Source organism: Undibacterium pigrum, assembly GCF_003201815.1.
Lineage (GTDB): Bacteria > Pseudomonadota > Gammaproteobacteria > Burkholderiales > Burkholderiaceae_D > Undibacterium > Undibacterium pigrum.
This window is the reverse complement of sequence record NZ_QJKB01000001.1, coordinates 35,376-52,759: the sequence shown is the minus strand read 5'-3', so window position 1 is coordinate 52,759 and position 17,384 is coordinate 35,376. Positions and strand designations below refer to the sequence as shown.

Below are 17,384 nucleotides of genomic sequence, written 5' to 3'. Positions count from 1 at the left end.
TTTTCCACCCTATAAAGCGAATCTTGTTTTATTCTTACCAATGATAAATATTTGAAGCTTGGCTCCTGATACTTTTAGTGTCATAGTTCCGCAAGGAACCAATTTTGCAGTGCCCTTACCATACGATATGCCAAGCATGGAGCCGCATTACAGATGAATTCAACGATCCACTCTTCTGAAGATGATCTGGTTTTCCTGGATGAACCAGACAGCGATGAAACTGCGGCGGCCTCACGGCCCGCGCAGACTTGGCGGATCATGATTATTGATGATGATCCGGATGTCCATTCGGCCACGACTTTTGCGTTGGGCAGCCTGGAGATCCAGCATCGCGCCCTGAGTTTTTTGCATGCCTACTCTGCGGCAGAGGCACGCGACATCCTGAAAAATGAAACCGATATCGCCATCATCCTGCTGGATGTGGTCATGGAACAGGAAGACGCCGGCTTGCAACTGGTCAGCCATATACGCAAAACCCTGGGACTGACTGACGTGCGCATCATTCTGCGCACCGGGCAACCAGGCTATGCGCCTGAAATTGATGCGATTCGTGATTACGACATCAATGACTATAAAACCAAATCCGAACTAACCCGTACCAAGCTGTATACAGCGGTCACCTCTGCCATACGTTCTTACGAGCAAATTTGCGCCATCAGTGCCAGCCGTCGTGGCCTGGAAATGATCATCCATGCCAGCACTGAATTGATGGCGCTGCAAGGCTTGCAAAATTTTGCAGCAGGTGTGCTGGTACAAATTGCTGGTTTGCTTGGCCTTAACACGGAAGGATTTGTCTGCGCAAGACAAGTACCAGTTGAATTGCAGGATGACAGTGATGATTTATACATCATTGCAGCCACCAACAATTATCTGGGCAGCCTCAACAAGCCACTCGAAAAACTGAACAATCACGCTGCCAGTGACATCGTCAAACGCTCGCTGGAAGCACATCAAAGCGTCTTTGAAGCAGAGTCGACTGCCCTGTACTTCAATAATGTCGCGCAAAAAGACTTCACGCTCTATCTGAATACCGGCCTGCATTTGAATGAAATGGACAAGCGTCTGCTGGGCGTGTTCTGCGGCAATGTCTCGGTAGGCCTCGATAATGTCATGCTGACATCACGCCTGCATAACTATGCTTTCTACGATCCGCTGACAGGTCTGGCAAATCGCCTTAAACTTTTGCAAACACTCAACGAGACACTGCTTACCTCGTTGAAGAACCATAGCTCATTGTCTCTCATAGACATCGACCATTTTGCAGAAACCAATGATGCACTTGGTCATCAATTTGGTGACCAGCTCCTGTATTCAGTCGCACAAAGGCTGCTCGCCAATTTCGGCGAGCATTGCCAGTTGGCCAGAGTAGGCAGTGACACCTTCGCTTTATTGGGTGATGAGGGCCTCGTATGCCCAGATAAAATTCTAGCCCTGTTCAACGCGCCTTTCGATGTGGATCAACAAGAAGTACAGCTATCGGCAACCATAGGCTTGATCAAGCTTGATGACTATGACAGCGATGGCTCAGAAGCACTGAAAGATACCAATATTGCACTGAAGCGCGCCAAGATGAACCGTCGCGGCGGCTATGAGTATTTCACCCGCAATATGGGCGTAGAGATACGTGAGCGCGTTTTGCTCATGCATGCTTTGAGAGCAGCTTTTGAGCAGAAAAAATTATTCCTGGTATTTCAGCCGCAGATAGATATGCGCGATGGCCGCGTCCTCGGAGCGGAAGCTTTGCTGCGCTGGAAAACAGATGAAGGCAAGTTCATACCACCAGACAAGTTTATTCCCATTGCCGAATATTCTGGCCTGATTGTTGATATAGGTGAATGGGTTTTGCGCACAGCCTGCATGGAGCTCGTGCATCTGCGTAGTCTGGGTTATACCAATTTCCAGATGGCCATCAATGTCTCGCAAGTGCAGTTCTCGCATCCACTGTTCATGCAATCGCTGAATAAGGCATTAACGGACACCAAGGTGCCGCCGCAATTTGTAGAACTGGAAATTACCGAGTCCATGGCCATGAAAGACCCGGAATTGTTGATTAAGACCTTGCATCAGATCAAGCAGCTGGGCATGAGCATCTCCATTGATGACTTTGGCACCGGTTTTTCATCGCTCAGCCACTTGCAAAAGCTGGATGTAGACAAATTGAAAATTGACCGCGCTTTTGTCAACGAAATACAGAAAAACCCCAGTGAAGGCAGTATCGCCAAAATGATCGTTCAACTTGGCCAAAATCTGGGCTTGTCCATCATTGCCGAAGGCGTGGAAAGTGAGATGCAGGCCAATACCCTGCTTTCTTACGATTGCCATATAGCGCAAGGCTATCTGTACTCAAAACCACTGACCCGCGACGATTTGCATGCCTGGCTGGCCAGCAGGTAATTCAAAAGTACGCATCAGGGCATATTTGCTCTGATGCGCGCTGCAACTCCGCCCTTTCCCCACTCTGCAGCCGCAACAATCATGCATATTAAATGAGGCAATTTTCATTCTGTCCTGCATTTTTTGCAGACTGTCGCAAGTCGCTATTCAAGCACGGACGATTTCCCTACAGTATCAACATGGACTGAAAAGTCGCAAGCTGCCAGCACATGATACTCAAGCTGGCATGTCTGGGATAACCGTTAAAAGAGAAGCATCATGAATAAAAATAATGCAGAAACCTTCAAGCAACTCCTTACCGACCTGATGGCCTGGTTGAGTAAAAGTTTTGATGTGACAGCCGCCTGGGTGACTAAATTATCCTGGTGGAAATTCTTTTTATTTGCCATTATCACCATCACCGCAGGCAGCATGCTGCAAGACTTGCTATTTACGTCAGAAGAGAACGTCGTTGTCACCAAAAGCAGTTCGCCGAAAAAAACAAAAAAAACCAGCAAGATCGCCGATGGTGACACCAGCATAGAAATAGATGATACCGGCCTGCGTATACGCAAAAACAATGTCGACGGCAAAGGCAAACAAATTGAGATCGATGAAAATGGCATACGCATACGCAAGGACGACCGAGTAGCGCCACCAGTGCCTCCTGTTGCCCCGGAAAATGCCTCAGGCGCAACTGCAATACCTGCCCCACCAGCGCCTCCTGCTCCGCCCACCATTTCGGAATCGGATGATATCCACATCAAATTGCCAGCTGAACTGGCAAAAGAAATCAGCGAGGAAATCAACAACGCTGTTGCTGATGCTGCAGATGAAGAAGTACGCAGCTATAAGCGCACGTCCTCAAAATGGTTTGCTAATTTCGTCGTCTTGCTGGTAATTGGTCTGTTTGGCATGAAAGCCCTGATGAGTGGCAAAGTCAAGGCAGAGGAAAAAGCCAAGGAAGCTGGCATGACAGCAGAACGCGAATCCCTGTTACGCCAGGTCAGCGAAGCACAGATGCAAATGATGCAGGCACAAGTAGAACCGCATTTCCTGTTCAATACCCTGGCCTCGGTCGAACATCTGATAGAAACTGATCCGCCGCGGGCAGCCGCCATGCAGCGCAGCCTGATTGCTTATCTGCGTGCTGTCTTGCCACAAATGCGTGAAAATGCCAGTGTGACCAATTTGGGCAGAGAAGCAGACATGGTCAAGTCATATCTGGAATTGTTGAAAATGCGCATGGAAGAAAGATTGAACGTTGACTTCATCATGCCTGAAGGCTTGCGTAGCGCATCCTTCCCACCAATGATGCTGCAATCCCTGGTCGAGAATGCGATCAAGCATGGCCTTGAGTGTAAAGCAGAAGGCGGCACCATACGCTTTCACGCAGAGGTTGCGCACAACAAGTTACGTGTCTCAGTGACGGATGATGGCCTGGGTTTTGGTGCCATGCCCAGCAACGGAACTGGCCTGGGCTTGCAAAACATAAGGGAACGCCTGAAATTGATTTATAAAGAAAAGGGACAAATGATCATTACCCCTAATCAACCTAGCGGAGTTTGCGTTACTATAGAAATCCCTTACGAATTAGCCAACTAGATTTCAATTACGCTGACCATGCCTACTGCCATAATTGCTGATGATGAAAGACTGATGCGCGACCAGTTAAAGTCGCGCCTGGAACAGGTCTGGCCTGAACTTGAAATTCTGGATGAAGCCAAAAACGGCGAAGAAGCTGTCGCTTTGGTGGAAACACATAAACCAGATCTGGCTTTCCTGGATATACGCATGCCAGTCAAGACCGGCCTCGAAGCAGCCAAGGAAATCGGTAATAAGGCGCATATCGTCTTCATTACAGCTTACGATCAATATGCCATACAGGCTTTTGACCATGGCGCAGTTGATTATGTATTGAAGCCGGCAGATGTGGAAAGACTGACGCGCACAGTAGAGAGGCTCAAAGCCAGATTAACGGCCCAGAGCCAGCCCAACGATATGAGCAGCATGCTCTCACAACTGGCAAAGCAGATGGGTATCGCTGCCAAGCCAAATTATCTGCAATGGATACAGGCTTCCATAGGCCAGGAATTACGCCTGATACCTGTGGAAGAAATTCTGTTTTTTCAATCCGATGAAAAATACACACGGGTGCAAACCGCTACCTACGAAGCCCTGATACGCAAGCCTGTGCGCGATCTGGCAGATGAACTCGACCCCGCTCTGTTCTGGCAAATCCACAGATCCACCCTGGTGAACGCTAAAGCCATTTCTGGCGTAGTACGCGACCTGCGTGGCCGCCACCTGGTGCAGATCAAGGGTCTGACTGAGAAACTCGAAGTCAGCCGCAGCTTTGTGCATTTGTTCAAGCAGATGTAAACCTTGCGCCTCTCCAATAAAAAAGCCTCGCTTCATCATGAAGCGAGGCTTTTTTTCTGACAAATCATTATGCTGATTTAAAGAATATGTCTGCCTATCCACCAGGCTATCGCTGCTACAAAAGCAGAAGCTGGTATTGTCAAAATCCAGGCCCAGACGATGTTACCTGCAACACCCCAACGCACCGCAGACATTTTCTGCGCTGAGCCCACACCAACAATCGCACCAGTAATGGTATGCGTCGTTGACACAGGAATACCCAGCACAGTTGCCATGATCAGGGTGATAGCACCACCGGTTTCTGCACAGAAGCCGCCTACAGGCTTGAGTTTGGTGATTTTCTGGCCCATGGTTTTCACGATACGCCAGCCACCAAACAAAGTACCCAGACCAATAGCTGCATAGCAGGAATACACTACCCAGCTTGGAGGACCTTTATCAGCCTCGCTGGAGTAACCAGCAGCAATCAACAGCATCCAGATAATACCCATGGTTTTTTGCGCATCATTACCGCCATGACCCAGACTAAATACAGAAGCCGATACCAGTTGCAGACGGCGGAACCATTTATCGACTTTTCGCGGTGTCGACTTAACAAACAACCAGGACACGATCAGCATCATCACAGAACCCAGCGCAAAACCCAGCAATGGCGACAAAACGATAAACAAAATGATTTTGTAGAGACCAGCAGCAATCAAGGCTCCAGTACCTTCTTTCGCCACGGCAGCACCAATCAAACCACCAATCAGTGCATGCGAGGATGAAGACGGGATACCAAAGTACCAAGTCACCAGATTCCAGAATATAGCCCCCACCAGCGCACCAAAGATGACATAGTGATCGACAATGGTAGGGTCTATCGTTCCCTTACCTATGGTTTTGGCGACAGACAGATTAAAAACGAAGAATGCCAGTACATTGAATAAAGCAGCCATGGCGACGGCCTGACTGGGCTTCAATACCCCCGTTGAAACAACGGTGGCGATTGCATTCGCGGCATCATGGAAGCCGTTCATGAAATCGAATAACAATGCCAGTACCACCAACAAGATGATGACATACAGGCTCATTTGCATGGATTGCATAAAAGTGAATTCCCTTGTTCGCTCTCTGTATTGACAGAGAACTGTTAAGCGTCAATTAAGCGTCAAAATAAAAAAGTCAGACGCTTAAGCGTTCTCAACAATAATGCCTTCTATGATATTGGCAACATCTTCACAACGATCCGTGACGGTTTCCAGTATTTCGTAGATCGCTTTCAATTTGATCAGATTGCGAACATCAGGTTCGTCGCGGAACAGTTTGGACATGGCTGCGCGCATGACATGATCAGCATCCGATTCCAGGCGATCGATTTCTTCGCACAGGGCCAGAATTTCACGGGAATTATCCATGTTGTGCAACAAGGCAACGGCTGCTTTCACTTTTTCAGCACACCCCAGGCAAAGCTCTGCCAGGCGTTTTGCTTCAGGCGTGATTTCGCGGATATCGTACAGAGAGATAGTCTGGCCGGCATCTTCCAGCAAATCCAGAATATCATCCATGCGTGTGATCAGTTTATGGATGTCATCACGGTCCAGCGGCGTGATGAAAGTCTTGTGCAGCAACTCTATCGTATTGTAGGTAACAGTATCTGCCTGTTTTTCTATGCTCTCTATCGCGTGAACACGGATCTCCAAATCATCAAAGTTTGTCATCAAGGCAACCATTTCCTTGGAACCTTTGACACATAACTCTGCATGTTGATTGAAGAGTTCAAAAAATTTGCCCTCGGTGGGCATCAAGCGTCCAAACATTTTATTCTCACTGAAAATATAAGATTTCTAGAATTGTCCAGGCAAGCGCATGCAATCAAGCATGCCTGGCAACACTGTTCTACTTTTTAAGTCTTGATTTACTACTTTGCGTCTACCCACCAACACCAGCATTTTGCTTTGAATTATTCACTATCACCGTAAATCGACAAGGAACCAACATAGTTGTCAAACTTGGTATATTCGCCCAGGAAAGTCAGGCGCACACTGCCAATAGGACCATTACGTTGCTTACCAATAATGATTTCTGCCGTGCCCTTATCAGGGGAATCCGGGTTATATACCTGATCACGATAAATAAACATGATGACGTCAGCATCCTGCTCAATCGCACCAGATTCGCGCAAGTCAGACATGACTGGGCGTTTATTTGGTCTTTGCTCCAGGGAGCGGTTCAACTGGGACAAGGCAATCACTGGGCAATGCAGTTCTTTTGCCAAGCCCTTCAAGTTTCGGGAAATCTCGGAAATCTCGGTCGCCCGGTTCTCACCGGCAGAGTTGGCTGACATCAGTTGCAAGTAATCGACAATCACCAGTCCCAGCTTGCCGCATTGACGCGCCAGACGACGGGAGCGCGCGCGCAATTCTATCGAACTCAGCGCCGGCGTTTCATCAATATACAGTTGCGCTTCATTCATCTTTTGAATGGCATGCGTCAGGCGTGGCCAATCTTCATCGGTCAACTTACCAACGCGCAGACGGCTTTGATCCAGACGCCCTACAGAGCCCAGCATACGCATGGCCAACTGCGCGCCACCCATCTCCATGGAGAACACAGCGACTGGCAAGCCGCTGTCTATGGCGACATTCTCACCGATGTTCAGGGAGAAGGCGGTCTTACCCATGGATGGACGACCCGCAACAATAACCAGATCACCAGGCTGCAAGCCTGAAGTCATTTTATCCAGATCAGCAAAACCGGTAGGCACACCGGTAATATCATTTTGATTATCGCGGTTATACAGCTCATCAATACGCTCAACCACCTGCGTCAGCAAGGGCTGGATAGCCTGGAAACCCTGGGCACCACGAGCGCCTTCTTCGGCAATCGCAAAAATCTTGGATTCAGCCTCGTCCAGCATTTGCTTGACTTCTTTACCCTGAGGGTTAAAGGCGTTACCGGAGATTTCATCTGCTACGGTAATCAGCTTGCGCAACACGCCACGGTCGCGGACGATTTCTGCGTAGCGACGGATGTTGGCAGCTGAAGGAGTATTTTGTGCGAGGGCATTCAGATAAGTCAGGCCACCGGCATCTTCTGCCTTACCTGTACTCGTCAGCGCCTCAAAAACAGTGATAACGTCGGCTGGGCGAGAACTATTGATCAGTTTGACCATGCACTGGAAAATAATCCTGTGGTCATAACGATAGAAATCTTCTTCACCAATAAAATCGGCAATACGGTCCCAGGCTGCGTTATCCAGCAATAGGCCACCCAGAACAGATTGCTCTGCTTCTATGGAGTGGGGAGGGACGCGCAGAGCGTCAATTTGAGGATCAGAACCAGCTTTCATGGCGCGCATTATAACCGTTAAATCAAATGACCAGAGCGTTCAAAGTACGAGAAGTTAGCGAGTTTGTGACAAGTTTGTGACAAACGGATAAATAGTGAAAAATTTCTCTCAAACATGAAAAAAGCCGGGTCTCCCCGGCTTTTTTCCAGCAATTTGCAAAAAGCAAATTAAGCGTGTTCGCCTACTACTGCAACATTAACGTCAACAACAACGTCAGTGTGCAAAGCAACGGAAACACTGTGCTCACCAGCGATCTTCAACGGACCTTGTGGCAAACGTACTTGTGCTTTTTCTACTGCGAAACCTTGTTTAGTCAGGGCTTCAGCGATATCAGCATTAGTGACGGAACCAAACAAACGGCCATCTACACCAGATTTTTGTGTGATTTGTACGGTCAGACCGGACAGTTTTTCGCCTTGAGCTTGAGCTGCTGCCAGTTTGGCGGCTGCTGCTTTTTCCAGTTCAGCGCGTTTTGCTTCGAATTCAGCAACTGCAGCTGTCGTAGCACGACGAGCCATACGTTGTGGAATCAAAAAGTTACGTGCATAGCCGTCTTTAACGCGAACTACATCACCCAGATTGCCGAGATTAACGACTTTATCCAACAGAATAACTTGCATATTTTTCTCCTTTACCTTGTCGTCAATTACGCTGTGTGCAAATCAGTGTATGGCAGCAACGCGAGGTAACGTGCACGTTTGATTGCAGTGTCAACTTGACGTTGATACAGCGCTTTTGTACCGGTCAAACGTGCTGGCATGATTTTGCCGTTTTCTTGCACGAAATCTTTCAGTGTGTCGATGTCTTTGTAGTCAACTTTTTCTACATGTGCTGCTGTGAAGCGGCAGAATTTTTTGCGCTTGAACAAAGGGTTTTGTTGTTGACGCTTTTGCTTCAATTTGCTTTTGTCGAATTTTTTACCGAATGCCATTTTTGGCTCCTAATCTAGTAAATGTGTCCCGAATTCAGTGACGTGAAAAACGAGACTTTTGCTATTGCGATTTTTGCGCGCTAAAAAACCGATGAATTCCATGGGCTGTTCCAGGGCAATTTCTGTAAAACGCTGGGATATTTCACCAGCAGCCATTGCAGAAATCTCAAACTCGACCTGCCGAACTGTGTTCGCCTCACGAGTCTCTGAACTATGCATCAAGGTAGCAGAAGCTATCGGGATACCGGCCGGGGTGTAGCGCAATGCGCTTTTTTCCACAATCCGGGCTACAAGCTTCAGCTGATTCACTATTTTTTTACGCGACCTTTGTCAATTATTAAGCAGCAGGCGCTTCAACACGTTGCGCTTTTGCAGCATCTTCTTTCTGAACAGCTTTCATCATAGGAGAAGGTGTTGTTTCTGCTTTTTTCAATTTGACTGTCAGGTGACGCAAAACAGCATCATTGAATTTGAATGCTGTTTCCAACTCGAGCAGAGTTTCAGCATCGCATTCGATGTTCAAGCAAACATAGTGTGCTTTTGCCAGTTTTTGAATCATGTAAGCCAATTGACGACGGCCCCAGTCTTCAACGCGGTGGATTTGACCACCACGGGCTACAACACTTGCCTTGTAGCGCTCGATCATTGCAGGAACTTGCTCGCTCTGATCTGGATGTACGATAAATACGATTTCATAATGACGCATATATTCTCCTTGTGGACAATAAAATAGCCCGCCTCGGCGTCAAGACGAGTGCGGGAAGAGGAAAGCCGATAATAATAACCCAGTTTTTCATATTGATCAATTGGATCAGTGACTTAGCTGATTTATAGATCATTTTTTGCTGGAAAGTGAGGTATTTTTTCACATTTACTGGCGATCTCAGGGATTTTGACTTGCATATTCAGCTTTACTGTATAAAAATACAGACTGCTTGTATATACAGCACCTTAACACTAGAAAACGCCATGCTCAAACTCACTGCCCGCCAGGAACAAATCCTGAACCTGATTAAAGACGCCATTCAAAACACGGGCTTTCCTCCTACCCGCGCCGAGATTGCGACAGAACTGAGGTTCCGCTCCACCAATGCGGCAGAAGAACATCTGCAAGCCCTGGCACGCAAAGGCGTCATCGAAATTGCTGCAGGCACCTCACGCGGCATACGCCTGCTGGAGTCAGAGTTGTCCAGCCATATCACAGGCAAGCAGCTGGCCCTGCCCCACCCTGCCCTATTGCAACTTGCCCTGCCACTGGTTGGCCGTGTTGCCGCTGGCTCGCCGATACTGGCAAGTGAACATATAGAATCCACTTACCATGTAGACCCCGCCCTGTTCTCTGCCAAGCCTGATTTTTTACTCAAGGTACGCGGCATGTCCATGCGTGATGCAGGCATACTTGATGGTGACTTGCTGGCAGTCAAAAAAGCCGACAGCGCCCGCAATGGCCAGATAGTTGTCGCCCGCCTGGGTGATGATGTGACCGTCAAGCGCTATAAAAAAACTGGCAGCCTGATAGAACTGATGCCGGAAAACCCGGATTATCCTGTGATTAAAATTGGCGACACTGAAGAAGACTTTGCGCTGGAAGGCCTGGCTGTCGGCCTCATGCGCAACTGGGTTTGAGGTCAGCCCGGGCGTGATTTTACCCTCTCGTTTACATCAACGCCTGGGCAGCATCTCAAGCTTATTTATTTGTTTCTTTCTGCTGACAACAGTCTGCAATTGACTAATCCTTCTACTACTCAAAGCGACAGACATAAAAAAACGTCCGGATTTTCCGGACGTTTTTCATTTCAGGGCAAGAACCTGATTCTACAGAAGCTTAGTGCTTAACAACTGTCGTATCTGCAGGGGTTTCAGTCGCTGCTGCGGCCGGTGTTGCTGCAGCAACAGAAACAGGCTCATCCACCAAAGGCACGGGCTGGGTTTCCAGCGCGATTTCCAGGACCTTGTCGATCCACCTGACCGGGATGATTTCCAGTTTGTTTTTGACATTGTCCGGGATCTCAGCCAGATCCTTGGCATTTTCCTCAGGTATCAAGACTGTCTTGATGCCACCACGGTGAGCAGCCAGCAATTTCTCTTTCAAGCCACCGATAGGCAATACTTCACCACGCAAGGTGATCTCACCTGTCATGGCAACATCAGCACGGACTGGAATGCCAGTAAACACTGACACCAGAGCAGTCGTCATGGCGATACCAGCAGATGGACCATCTTTCGGTGTTGCACCTTCAGGTACGTGGATATGGATGTCGCTCTTCTCGAACACATCTGCCTTGATACCCAAACGCTTGGCGCGGCTGCGTACCACCGTGCGAGCTGCTTCGATAGATTCCTTCATGACATCACCCAGTGTACCTGTGCGGATGACACCGCCTTTACCCGGCATGGCTACGGCTTCTATGGTCAGCAAATCGCCACCCACTTCAGTCCAGGCCAGACCGACTACCTGACCAATCTGGTTATCTTTAACTGCAACGCCAAAGTCATAGCGACGTACACCCAGGTATTTATCCAGATTTTTTGAATTAACCGCGGCTTTTTTCTCGGTCTTTTTCAACAAGAGCATTTTCACGACCTTGCGGCAAATCTTGGAGATTTCCCTTTCCAGCGAACGCACACCAGCTTCACGGGTGTAATAGCGAATAATGTCGCGTATAGCACTTTCCGCCACGGTGATTTCGCCCTCTTTCAAACCATTGTTCTTGATTTGTTTAGGCAACAGATAACGCTGGGCAATGCTGGTCTTTTCATCTTCGGTATAACCTGACAGACGAATAACTTCCATCCTGTCCAGCAATGCTGGCGGGATATTGTAGGAATTGGACGTCGCTACAAACATCACATCAGACAAATCGAAATCGACTTCGATATAGTGATCCGAGAAAGTGTGATTTTGCTCTGGGTCCAATACCTCCAGTAAAGCAGACGAAGGGTCGCCACGGAAATCCGCACCCATCTTGTCCACTTCATCCAGCAGGAATAATGGATTACGTACACCGACCTTGGACAGGCTTTGCAAGATTTTGCCTGGCATGGAGCCTATGTAAGTACGGCGATGCCCACGAATTTCGGCTTCATCACGCACGCCACCCAGAGCCATACGCACAAACTTGCGGTTCGTAGCGCGGGCGATGGATTGCCCCAGCGAGGTTTTACCCACACCTGGAGGACCTACCAGACACAGGATAGGCGCTTTCAGCTTGTCGACGCGCTGTTGTACTGCAAGATATTCCAGGATGCGTTCTTTAACCTTATCGAGGCCAAAGTGTTCGTCTTCCAATACTTTTTCAGCATTCGTCAAATCATTATTGACCTTGGATTTTTTCTTCCACGGCAAATTAACGATGGTATCGATGTAATTACGCACGACAGTAGCTTCTGCCGACATCGGTGACATCATTTTGAGTTTCTTCAACTCATTCTGTGCTTTGTCACGGGCTTCTTTAGGCATCTTGGCGGCCAGGATTTTTTTCTCCAGCTCATCAATATCAGCGCCTTCTTCACCCTCGCCCAGCTCTTTTTGTATCGCCTTGACTTGTTCGTTCAGGTAATACTCGCGCTGGGATTTTTCCATCTGACGCTTGACGCGACCACGGATACGTTTCTCAACTTGCAGGATATCGAGCTCACCTTCGAGCTGGCCCAGCAAGTGTTCAAGACGTTTTGCCACACTGAAAATTTCCAGGATGACTTGTTTTTGTTCCAGCTTCAAAGGCAGGTGCGCGGCGATGGTATCAGCCAGGCGACCAGCATCATCAATGCCGGACAGGGATGCCAGGATTTCTGGTGGGATTTTTTTGTTCAGTTTGACGTATTGGTCAAATTGCTGAACGATAGTACGGCGCATAGCCTCGACTTCCGACTCGTCACCTTCGTCAACGGCGATAGGTGTCAGATCGGCAAAGAAATGCGATTCAGAATCATGGATCTTGCTGATGCGCGCACGTTGCGCACCTTCGACCAGCACCTTGACAGTGCCGTCGGGCAATTTCAGCATTTGCAGAATATTGGCAATACAACCAATTTCATAAATATCATCTGCCGAAGGCTCGTCCTTGGCAGCAGCTTTTTGGGCAGCAAGCATGATGCTCTTGCCTTGATCCATGGCAGCTTCGAGGGCTTTAATGGATTTAGGGCGGCCCACAAACAGGGGGATTACCATGTGCGGGAATACAACGACATCACGCAGTGGCAACAACGGCAATTGGGTTTGTTCGGTAATCAGAGTAGTCGTCATGGCGCACCTTTCATAAATACTGGTTAACAATGTTGGCGCACTGGGCGGAAACACAAGCCCATTCTGGAAAAAAACAATAAAAAAAGCCACTCAGAGAGCTTCTCCGGGTAGCTTTACGATTGAAGCCAGAATCGTTTTGTTAATCCATTGTACTTCGAATCAAATTAAAACGAGGCAAAATAAATAAAAATGGGGACCTAAGTCCCCATTTTTGTTACTTCGCAGCAAACAATGCCATCAGGCACCGGAGACTTTTGGCTGCTCATGGTAAATCAGCAATGGTTTTGCACCATTCGTGATCGTACTTTCATCAATAACAACCTTCTCCACATTCTGGTGGCTAGGCAAGTCATACATGATGTCAAGCAAGGCATGCTCAAGGATGGAGCGCAAACCACGGGCACCGGTTTTACGCATAATCGCTTTCTTGGCGATAGCCTGCAGGGCGGCCGGACGAATCTCCAGCTCAGTGCCTTCCATCTCCAGCAATTTTGCATATTGCTTGATCAGGGCATTCTTAGGCTCGACCAGAATCTGGATCAAGGCAGCCTCGTCCAGCTCATTCAAAGTGGCAATCACAGGCAAACGACCAACCAGCTCTGGGATGAGACCGAACTTGATCAAATCTTGCGGCTCAGCGTCTTGCATGACTTCGCTGGCGCTCTTTTCTGCCTGGCTCTTGACGCTGGCAGAAAAACCTATGCCGCTGCGCTCAGAACGGTCAGAAATGATCTTGGCCAGACCATCAAACGCGCCACCGCAGATGAACATGATGTTGGTGGTATCGATCTGGATGAAATCCTGATTAGGATGCTTGCGACCACCTTGAGGCGGCACAGATGCCATCGTACCTTCAACCAGTTTCAGCAAAGCTTGCTGTACGCCTTCACCAGAAACGTCGCGGGTAATCGAAGGGTTATCAGATTTACGGGAAATCTTGTCGATTTCATCGATATAAACGATACCTTTTTGCGCGCGCTCGACTTCATAATTGCAATTTTGCAGCAATTTTTGAATGATGTTTTCTACGTCTTCACCCACATAACCAGCTTCAGTCAGGGTAGTTGCATCAGCGATGACGAAAGGCACATTCAACATGCGGGCAAGTGTTTGCGCCAGCAGGGTTTTACCTGAACCAGTTGGACCAACCAGCAAAATGTTACTCTTTGCCAGTTCAACATCATCTTTTTTACCCAGATGTTTGAGGCGCTTGTAATGGTTATATACCGCTACTGCCAGAATACGTTTGGCACCAATCTGGCCGATGACGTACTGGTCCAGCAAGTCAGTGATTTCTTGCGGCGTAGGCAGTTCAGTTTTCGCGCTGGCAATATTATCAATTTCGGACACTTCGTCACGAATGATGTCATTGCACAAATCGATGCACTCGTCGCAGATGAATACGGATGGCCCTGCAATTAATTTCTTAACCTCATGCTGACTCTTGCCGCAAAACGAGCAATAGAGCAACTTTTCTCCGCTGGAGGATTTTTTATCGGGCATGATACGTATATAAAATAAACAAAATTAATCTATAAAACTGGTGATTAAGCTGTGATCAGGCAAGTTTTCAATTGGCGCTTGCCAGCACAAAACTCAACACAATTTTCCTCAGCTTCTTTGACTTGCATATTACCTGCAAAAACGTCTTTCGTCATGACATCAATACGCAGCTATGGGGAGCAATGAGACATTATAGAACAGAATAAAAAAACGCCCGGACCGTCATGGAACAGGCGTTTTTCTTTTGATAAGCGATGTTGCTAAGTGAACTTAAGCGCGATGCGCCAGTACCTTATCGATCAGGCCATATTCTGCAGCAGCATCTGCTGACATGAAATTATCACGATCTGTGTCTTTAGCAATCTGTTCCAGGCTACGGCCAGTTTTTTCGGCCAGTATGCCGTTCAGACGTTCGCGCAAATACAGGATTTCACGCGCCTGGATTTCAATATCAGCCGCCTGGCCTTGAGCGCCGCCCAGAGGTTGGTGAATCATGATACGGGAATTTGGCAGTGAGAAACGCTTACCTTTCGCGCCAGCAGCCAGCAAGAAGGCACCCATGGATGCCGCCAGGCCAGTACATAAGGTTGACACATCTGGTTTGATAAACTGCATGGTGTCAAAAATCGCCATACCAGCAGATACTGAACCACCTGGTGAGTTGATGTAGAGAGAAATATCCTTATCAGGATTTTCGCTTTCCAAAAACAGCAATTGTGCAACGATAAGGTTGGCAGCGTGGTCATTGACCGGGCCAACCAGGAAAATCACACGTTCCTTGAGCAAGCGGGAATAGATGTCGTAAGCACGTTCACCTCTGCCGCTTTGCTCAATCACCATAGGCACCATGCCCAGCATGTTTGTGTCCAGTGCCGAATTACGGATGATGCCTGTCATGTGTTTTCCTTTATTTGTTACGCTTGTGCGTTGTTACCCATCAATTCGTCGAAAGGCAGAACCTTGTCTGTTACTTTCGCTTTACCCAACACATAGTTAACGACGTTTTCTTCTAATACAAGGGCTTCAACTTCAGCCAGACGATTGCGGTCGCTGAAATAATACTTAACGACTTGCTGCGGATCTTCGTAGCTTTGTGCGAAATCTTCAACTTGCGCCTTGATTTGCTCAGTTGTTGCTTGCAAATTGTTTGCCTTGACCAGTTCAGCCAGGATCAAACCCAGACGAACGCGACGCTCAGCTTGTGCATTGAACAAGTCAGCAGGGAAAGGAACGTCTTTTACGTTCATACCGCGCTGTGCCATGTCCTGACGTGTCATTTCTGCCAGACGCTCGCCATCTTGTGCAACCAGAGTCTTAGGTACGTCGAACTCAACTACCTTGACCAGCGCGTCCATAACGCTTTCTTTAGTCTTGGCTTTAACACGGCCACGTACTTCACGTTCCAGGTTTTCTTTGATGTCAGTGCGCATCTTGACCAGATCGCCATCTTCTACACCCAGCATCTTGGCAAATTCGGAATCCACTTCAGGCATGTGTGCCCATTCCAGTTTTGTCAGAGTGATGGTGAATTCTGCAGTTTTACCGGCAACATCTTTGCCATGGTAGTCTTCAGGGAAAGCCAATGGGAAAGTCTTGGACTCGCCGACTTTCAAACCGATAGTTGCTGTTTCAAACTCAGGCAACATGCGGCCTTCGCCCAACACGAATGCGAAACCGTCAGCTTTACCACCAGCAAATTCGACGCCGTCGATTTTGCCAACAAAGTCTACAGTAGCGCGGTCGCCATTTTGTGCAGATTGATCTGCACCGCCGTCGCCGTGCGCGCCCTGCTCGCCTTTAACGTGAAAATGCACGCGTTGCTTGCGCAAGATATCGATAGTTTTATCGATTTCAGCATCAGTTACGTCAGATTTAACTTGCTCTACTTCAGCGGCAGCCAAATCACCGACTGTAATTTCTGGATACACTTCGAAAGTTGCATCGAATGCCAAGCTGCCTTCAGCCACGTCTGATCCAGACTTTGGCTCTATGCTTGGGTAACCAGCAACGCGCAGTTTGTTTTCATTTGCAGCAGCAGCAAAAGCCTGACCGACTTTGTCGTTCAGCACTTCTGTTTCTACTTGATAGCCGTATTGCGCAGCTACCATTTTCATAGGTACTTTACCAGGACGGAAACCAGGCGCTTTTGCTGTGCGTGCACGCTGTTTCAAACGCTTTTCAACTTCTGATTGCACATCGGCGATCGGGAAGGAAATCGTCAAGCGGCGTTCCAATTTATCTAAAGTTTCGACTGCAGTTGCCATGAAAATCGTCCAAATAGTAAAAATTCTGTGGTGCGAGGAGGGGGACTCGAACCCCCACACCATTGCTGGCGTCAGGACCTAAACCTGGTGCGTCTACCAATTTCGCCATCCTCGCGGGATGTATGTTTATGTTCACCGGCGCAATGCCGCCACACGTTCTGCACGGCCGTCACAAAAGCAAAGGGCGACCCGAAATTCAAGCGTCGCCCAAAACTGATGTATGTGGCATTACAACTCCAGCCCGATATTCTACTGGATTTTTACCAGCATGTGCCTTATTTTTTTAAATACAAAGCCAATCCTGGCTCTTTTTACCCTCGATACAGGCACGATTGCCGGATTTAAACCGCTTTT

15 protein-coding genes and 1 tRNA gene are annotated in these 17,384 nt (G+C 48.2%); 4 read left to right on the top strand and 12 right to left on the bottom strand.

Annotated elements, in window-relative coordinates; genetic code table 11:
• The first annotated feature begins 153 nt into the window (after window positions 1-153).
• The 3 genes from DFR42_RS00245 to DFR42_RS00235 all read left to right on the top strand — a co-directional run bounded on the left by DFR42_RS00245 (window position 154) and on the right by DFR42_RS00235 (window position 4,755).
• Complete coding sequence (locus DFR42_RS00245; RefSeq protein WP_110252966.1) at window positions 154-2,394, top strand: GGDEF/EAL domain-containing response regulator; 2,241 nt, start codon at window positions 154-156, stop codon at window positions 2,392-2,394.
• Between the two features lie 258 nt (window positions 2,395-2,652).
• Window positions 2,653-3,978: a sensor histidine kinase gene (locus DFR42_RS00240; protein ID WP_110252965.1), complete on the top strand. Its 1,326-nt coding sequence runs from the start codon at window positions 2,653-2,655 to the stop codon at window positions 3,976-3,978.
• Between the two features lie 18 nt (window positions 3,979-3,996).
• Complete coding sequence (locus DFR42_RS00235) at window positions 3,997-4,755, top strand: LytR/AlgR family response regulator transcription factor (protein WP_110252964.1); 759 nt, start codon at window positions 3,997-3,999, stop codon at window positions 4,753-4,755.
• A gap of 77 nt (window positions 4,756-4,832) precedes the next feature.
• On the opposite strand, the gene DFR42_RS00230 is transcribed toward DFR42_RS00235, so the two are convergent.
• From DFR42_RS00230 to rpsF, 7 genes are all read right to left on the bottom strand, one after another.
• Complete coding sequence (locus tag DFR42_RS00230; RefSeq protein WP_110252963.1) at window positions 4,833-5,843, bottom strand: inorganic phosphate transporter; 1,011 nt, start codon at window positions 5,841-5,843, stop codon at window positions 4,833-4,835.
• 84 nt (window positions 5,844-5,927) lie between these two features.
• Window positions 5,928-6,554 (bottom strand): DUF47 domain-containing protein, encoded by a 627-nt coding sequence (locus DFR42_RS00225; RefSeq protein WP_110252962.1) that lies wholly within the window; start codon window positions 6,552-6,554, stop codon window positions 5,928-5,930.
• Window positions 6,555-6,697: 143 nt separating this feature from the next.
• Entirely contained in the window at window positions 6,698-8,086 is a 1,389-nt protein-coding gene (locus tag DFR42_RS00220) for a replicative DNA helicase (protein WP_110254160.1), read from the bottom strand.
• Window positions 8,087-8,253: 167 nt separating this feature from the next.
• Entirely contained in the window at window positions 8,254-8,706 is a 453-nt protein-coding gene (gene rplI / locus DFR42_RS00215; protein ID WP_110252961.1) for a 50S ribosomal protein L9, read from the bottom strand.
• Between the two features lie 26 nt (window positions 8,707-8,732).
• Entirely contained in the window at window positions 8,733-9,017 is a 285-nt protein-coding gene (gene rpsR, locus DFR42_RS00210) for a 30S ribosomal protein S18 (protein WP_110252960.1), read from the bottom strand.
• Between the two features lie 9 nt (window positions 9,018-9,026).
• Window positions 9,027-9,326: a primosomal replication protein N gene (priB, locus tag DFR42_RS00205; RefSeq protein WP_110252959.1), complete on the bottom strand. Its 300-nt coding sequence runs from the start codon at window positions 9,324-9,326 to the stop codon at window positions 9,027-9,029.
• Window positions 9,327-9,354: 28 nt separating this feature from the next.
• On the bottom strand, window positions 9,355-9,723 hold the full coding sequence (rpsF, locus tag DFR42_RS00200) for a 30S ribosomal protein S6 (protein ID WP_110252958.1): 369 nt from the start codon (window positions 9,721-9,723) through the stop codon (window positions 9,355-9,357).
• 263 nt (window positions 9,724-9,986) lie between these two features.
• Between rpsF and lexA the strand changes: the two genes are divergently transcribed.
• Window positions 9,987-10,643 carry a transcriptional repressor LexA gene (gene lexA, locus DFR42_RS00195; protein WP_110252957.1) on the top strand — a complete coding sequence of 219 codons (657 nt, stop codon included), beginning with the start codon at window positions 9,987-9,989 and terminating at the stop codon, window positions 10,641-10,643.
• Window positions 10,644-10,842: 199 nt separating this feature from the next.
• Here the strand turns inward: lexA and lon are convergent, their stop codons facing one another.
• The 5 genes from lon to DFR42_RS00170 form a co-directional block, all read right to left on the bottom strand.
• The gene (gene lon, locus DFR42_RS00190; RefSeq protein WP_110252956.1) at window positions 10,843-13,263 is read right to left on the bottom strand and encodes an endopeptidase La; all 2,421 of its coding nucleotides are present in this window, start codon (window positions 13,261-13,263) and stop codon (window positions 10,843-10,845) included.
• A 237-nt stretch (window positions 13,264-13,500) separates the two neighbouring features.
• The gene (clpX, locus tag DFR42_RS00185; protein WP_110252955.1) at window positions 13,501-14,766 is read right to left on the bottom strand and encodes an ATP-dependent Clp protease ATP-binding subunit ClpX; all 1,266 of its coding nucleotides are present in this window, start codon (window positions 14,764-14,766) and stop codon (window positions 13,501-13,503) included.
• A gap of 270 nt (window positions 14,767-15,036) precedes the next feature.
• A complete protein-coding gene (gene clpP, locus DFR42_RS00180; RefSeq protein ID WP_110252954.1) occupies window positions 15,037-15,663 on the bottom strand; it encodes an ATP-dependent Clp endopeptidase proteolytic subunit ClpP in 627 nt (208 codons plus the stop codon).
• A gap of 17 nt (window positions 15,664-15,680) precedes the next feature.
• Window positions 15,681-17,030 carry a trigger factor gene (gene tig, locus DFR42_RS00175; RefSeq protein WP_110252953.1) on the bottom strand — a complete coding sequence of 450 codons (1,350 nt, stop codon included), beginning with the start codon at window positions 17,028-17,030 and terminating at the stop codon, window positions 15,681-15,683.
• Between the two features lie 28 nt (window positions 17,031-17,058).
• Window positions 17,059-17,145 (bottom strand) — tRNA-Leu (locus tag DFR42_RS00170).
• Between the last annotated feature and the right edge of the window lie 239 nt (window positions 17,146-17,384).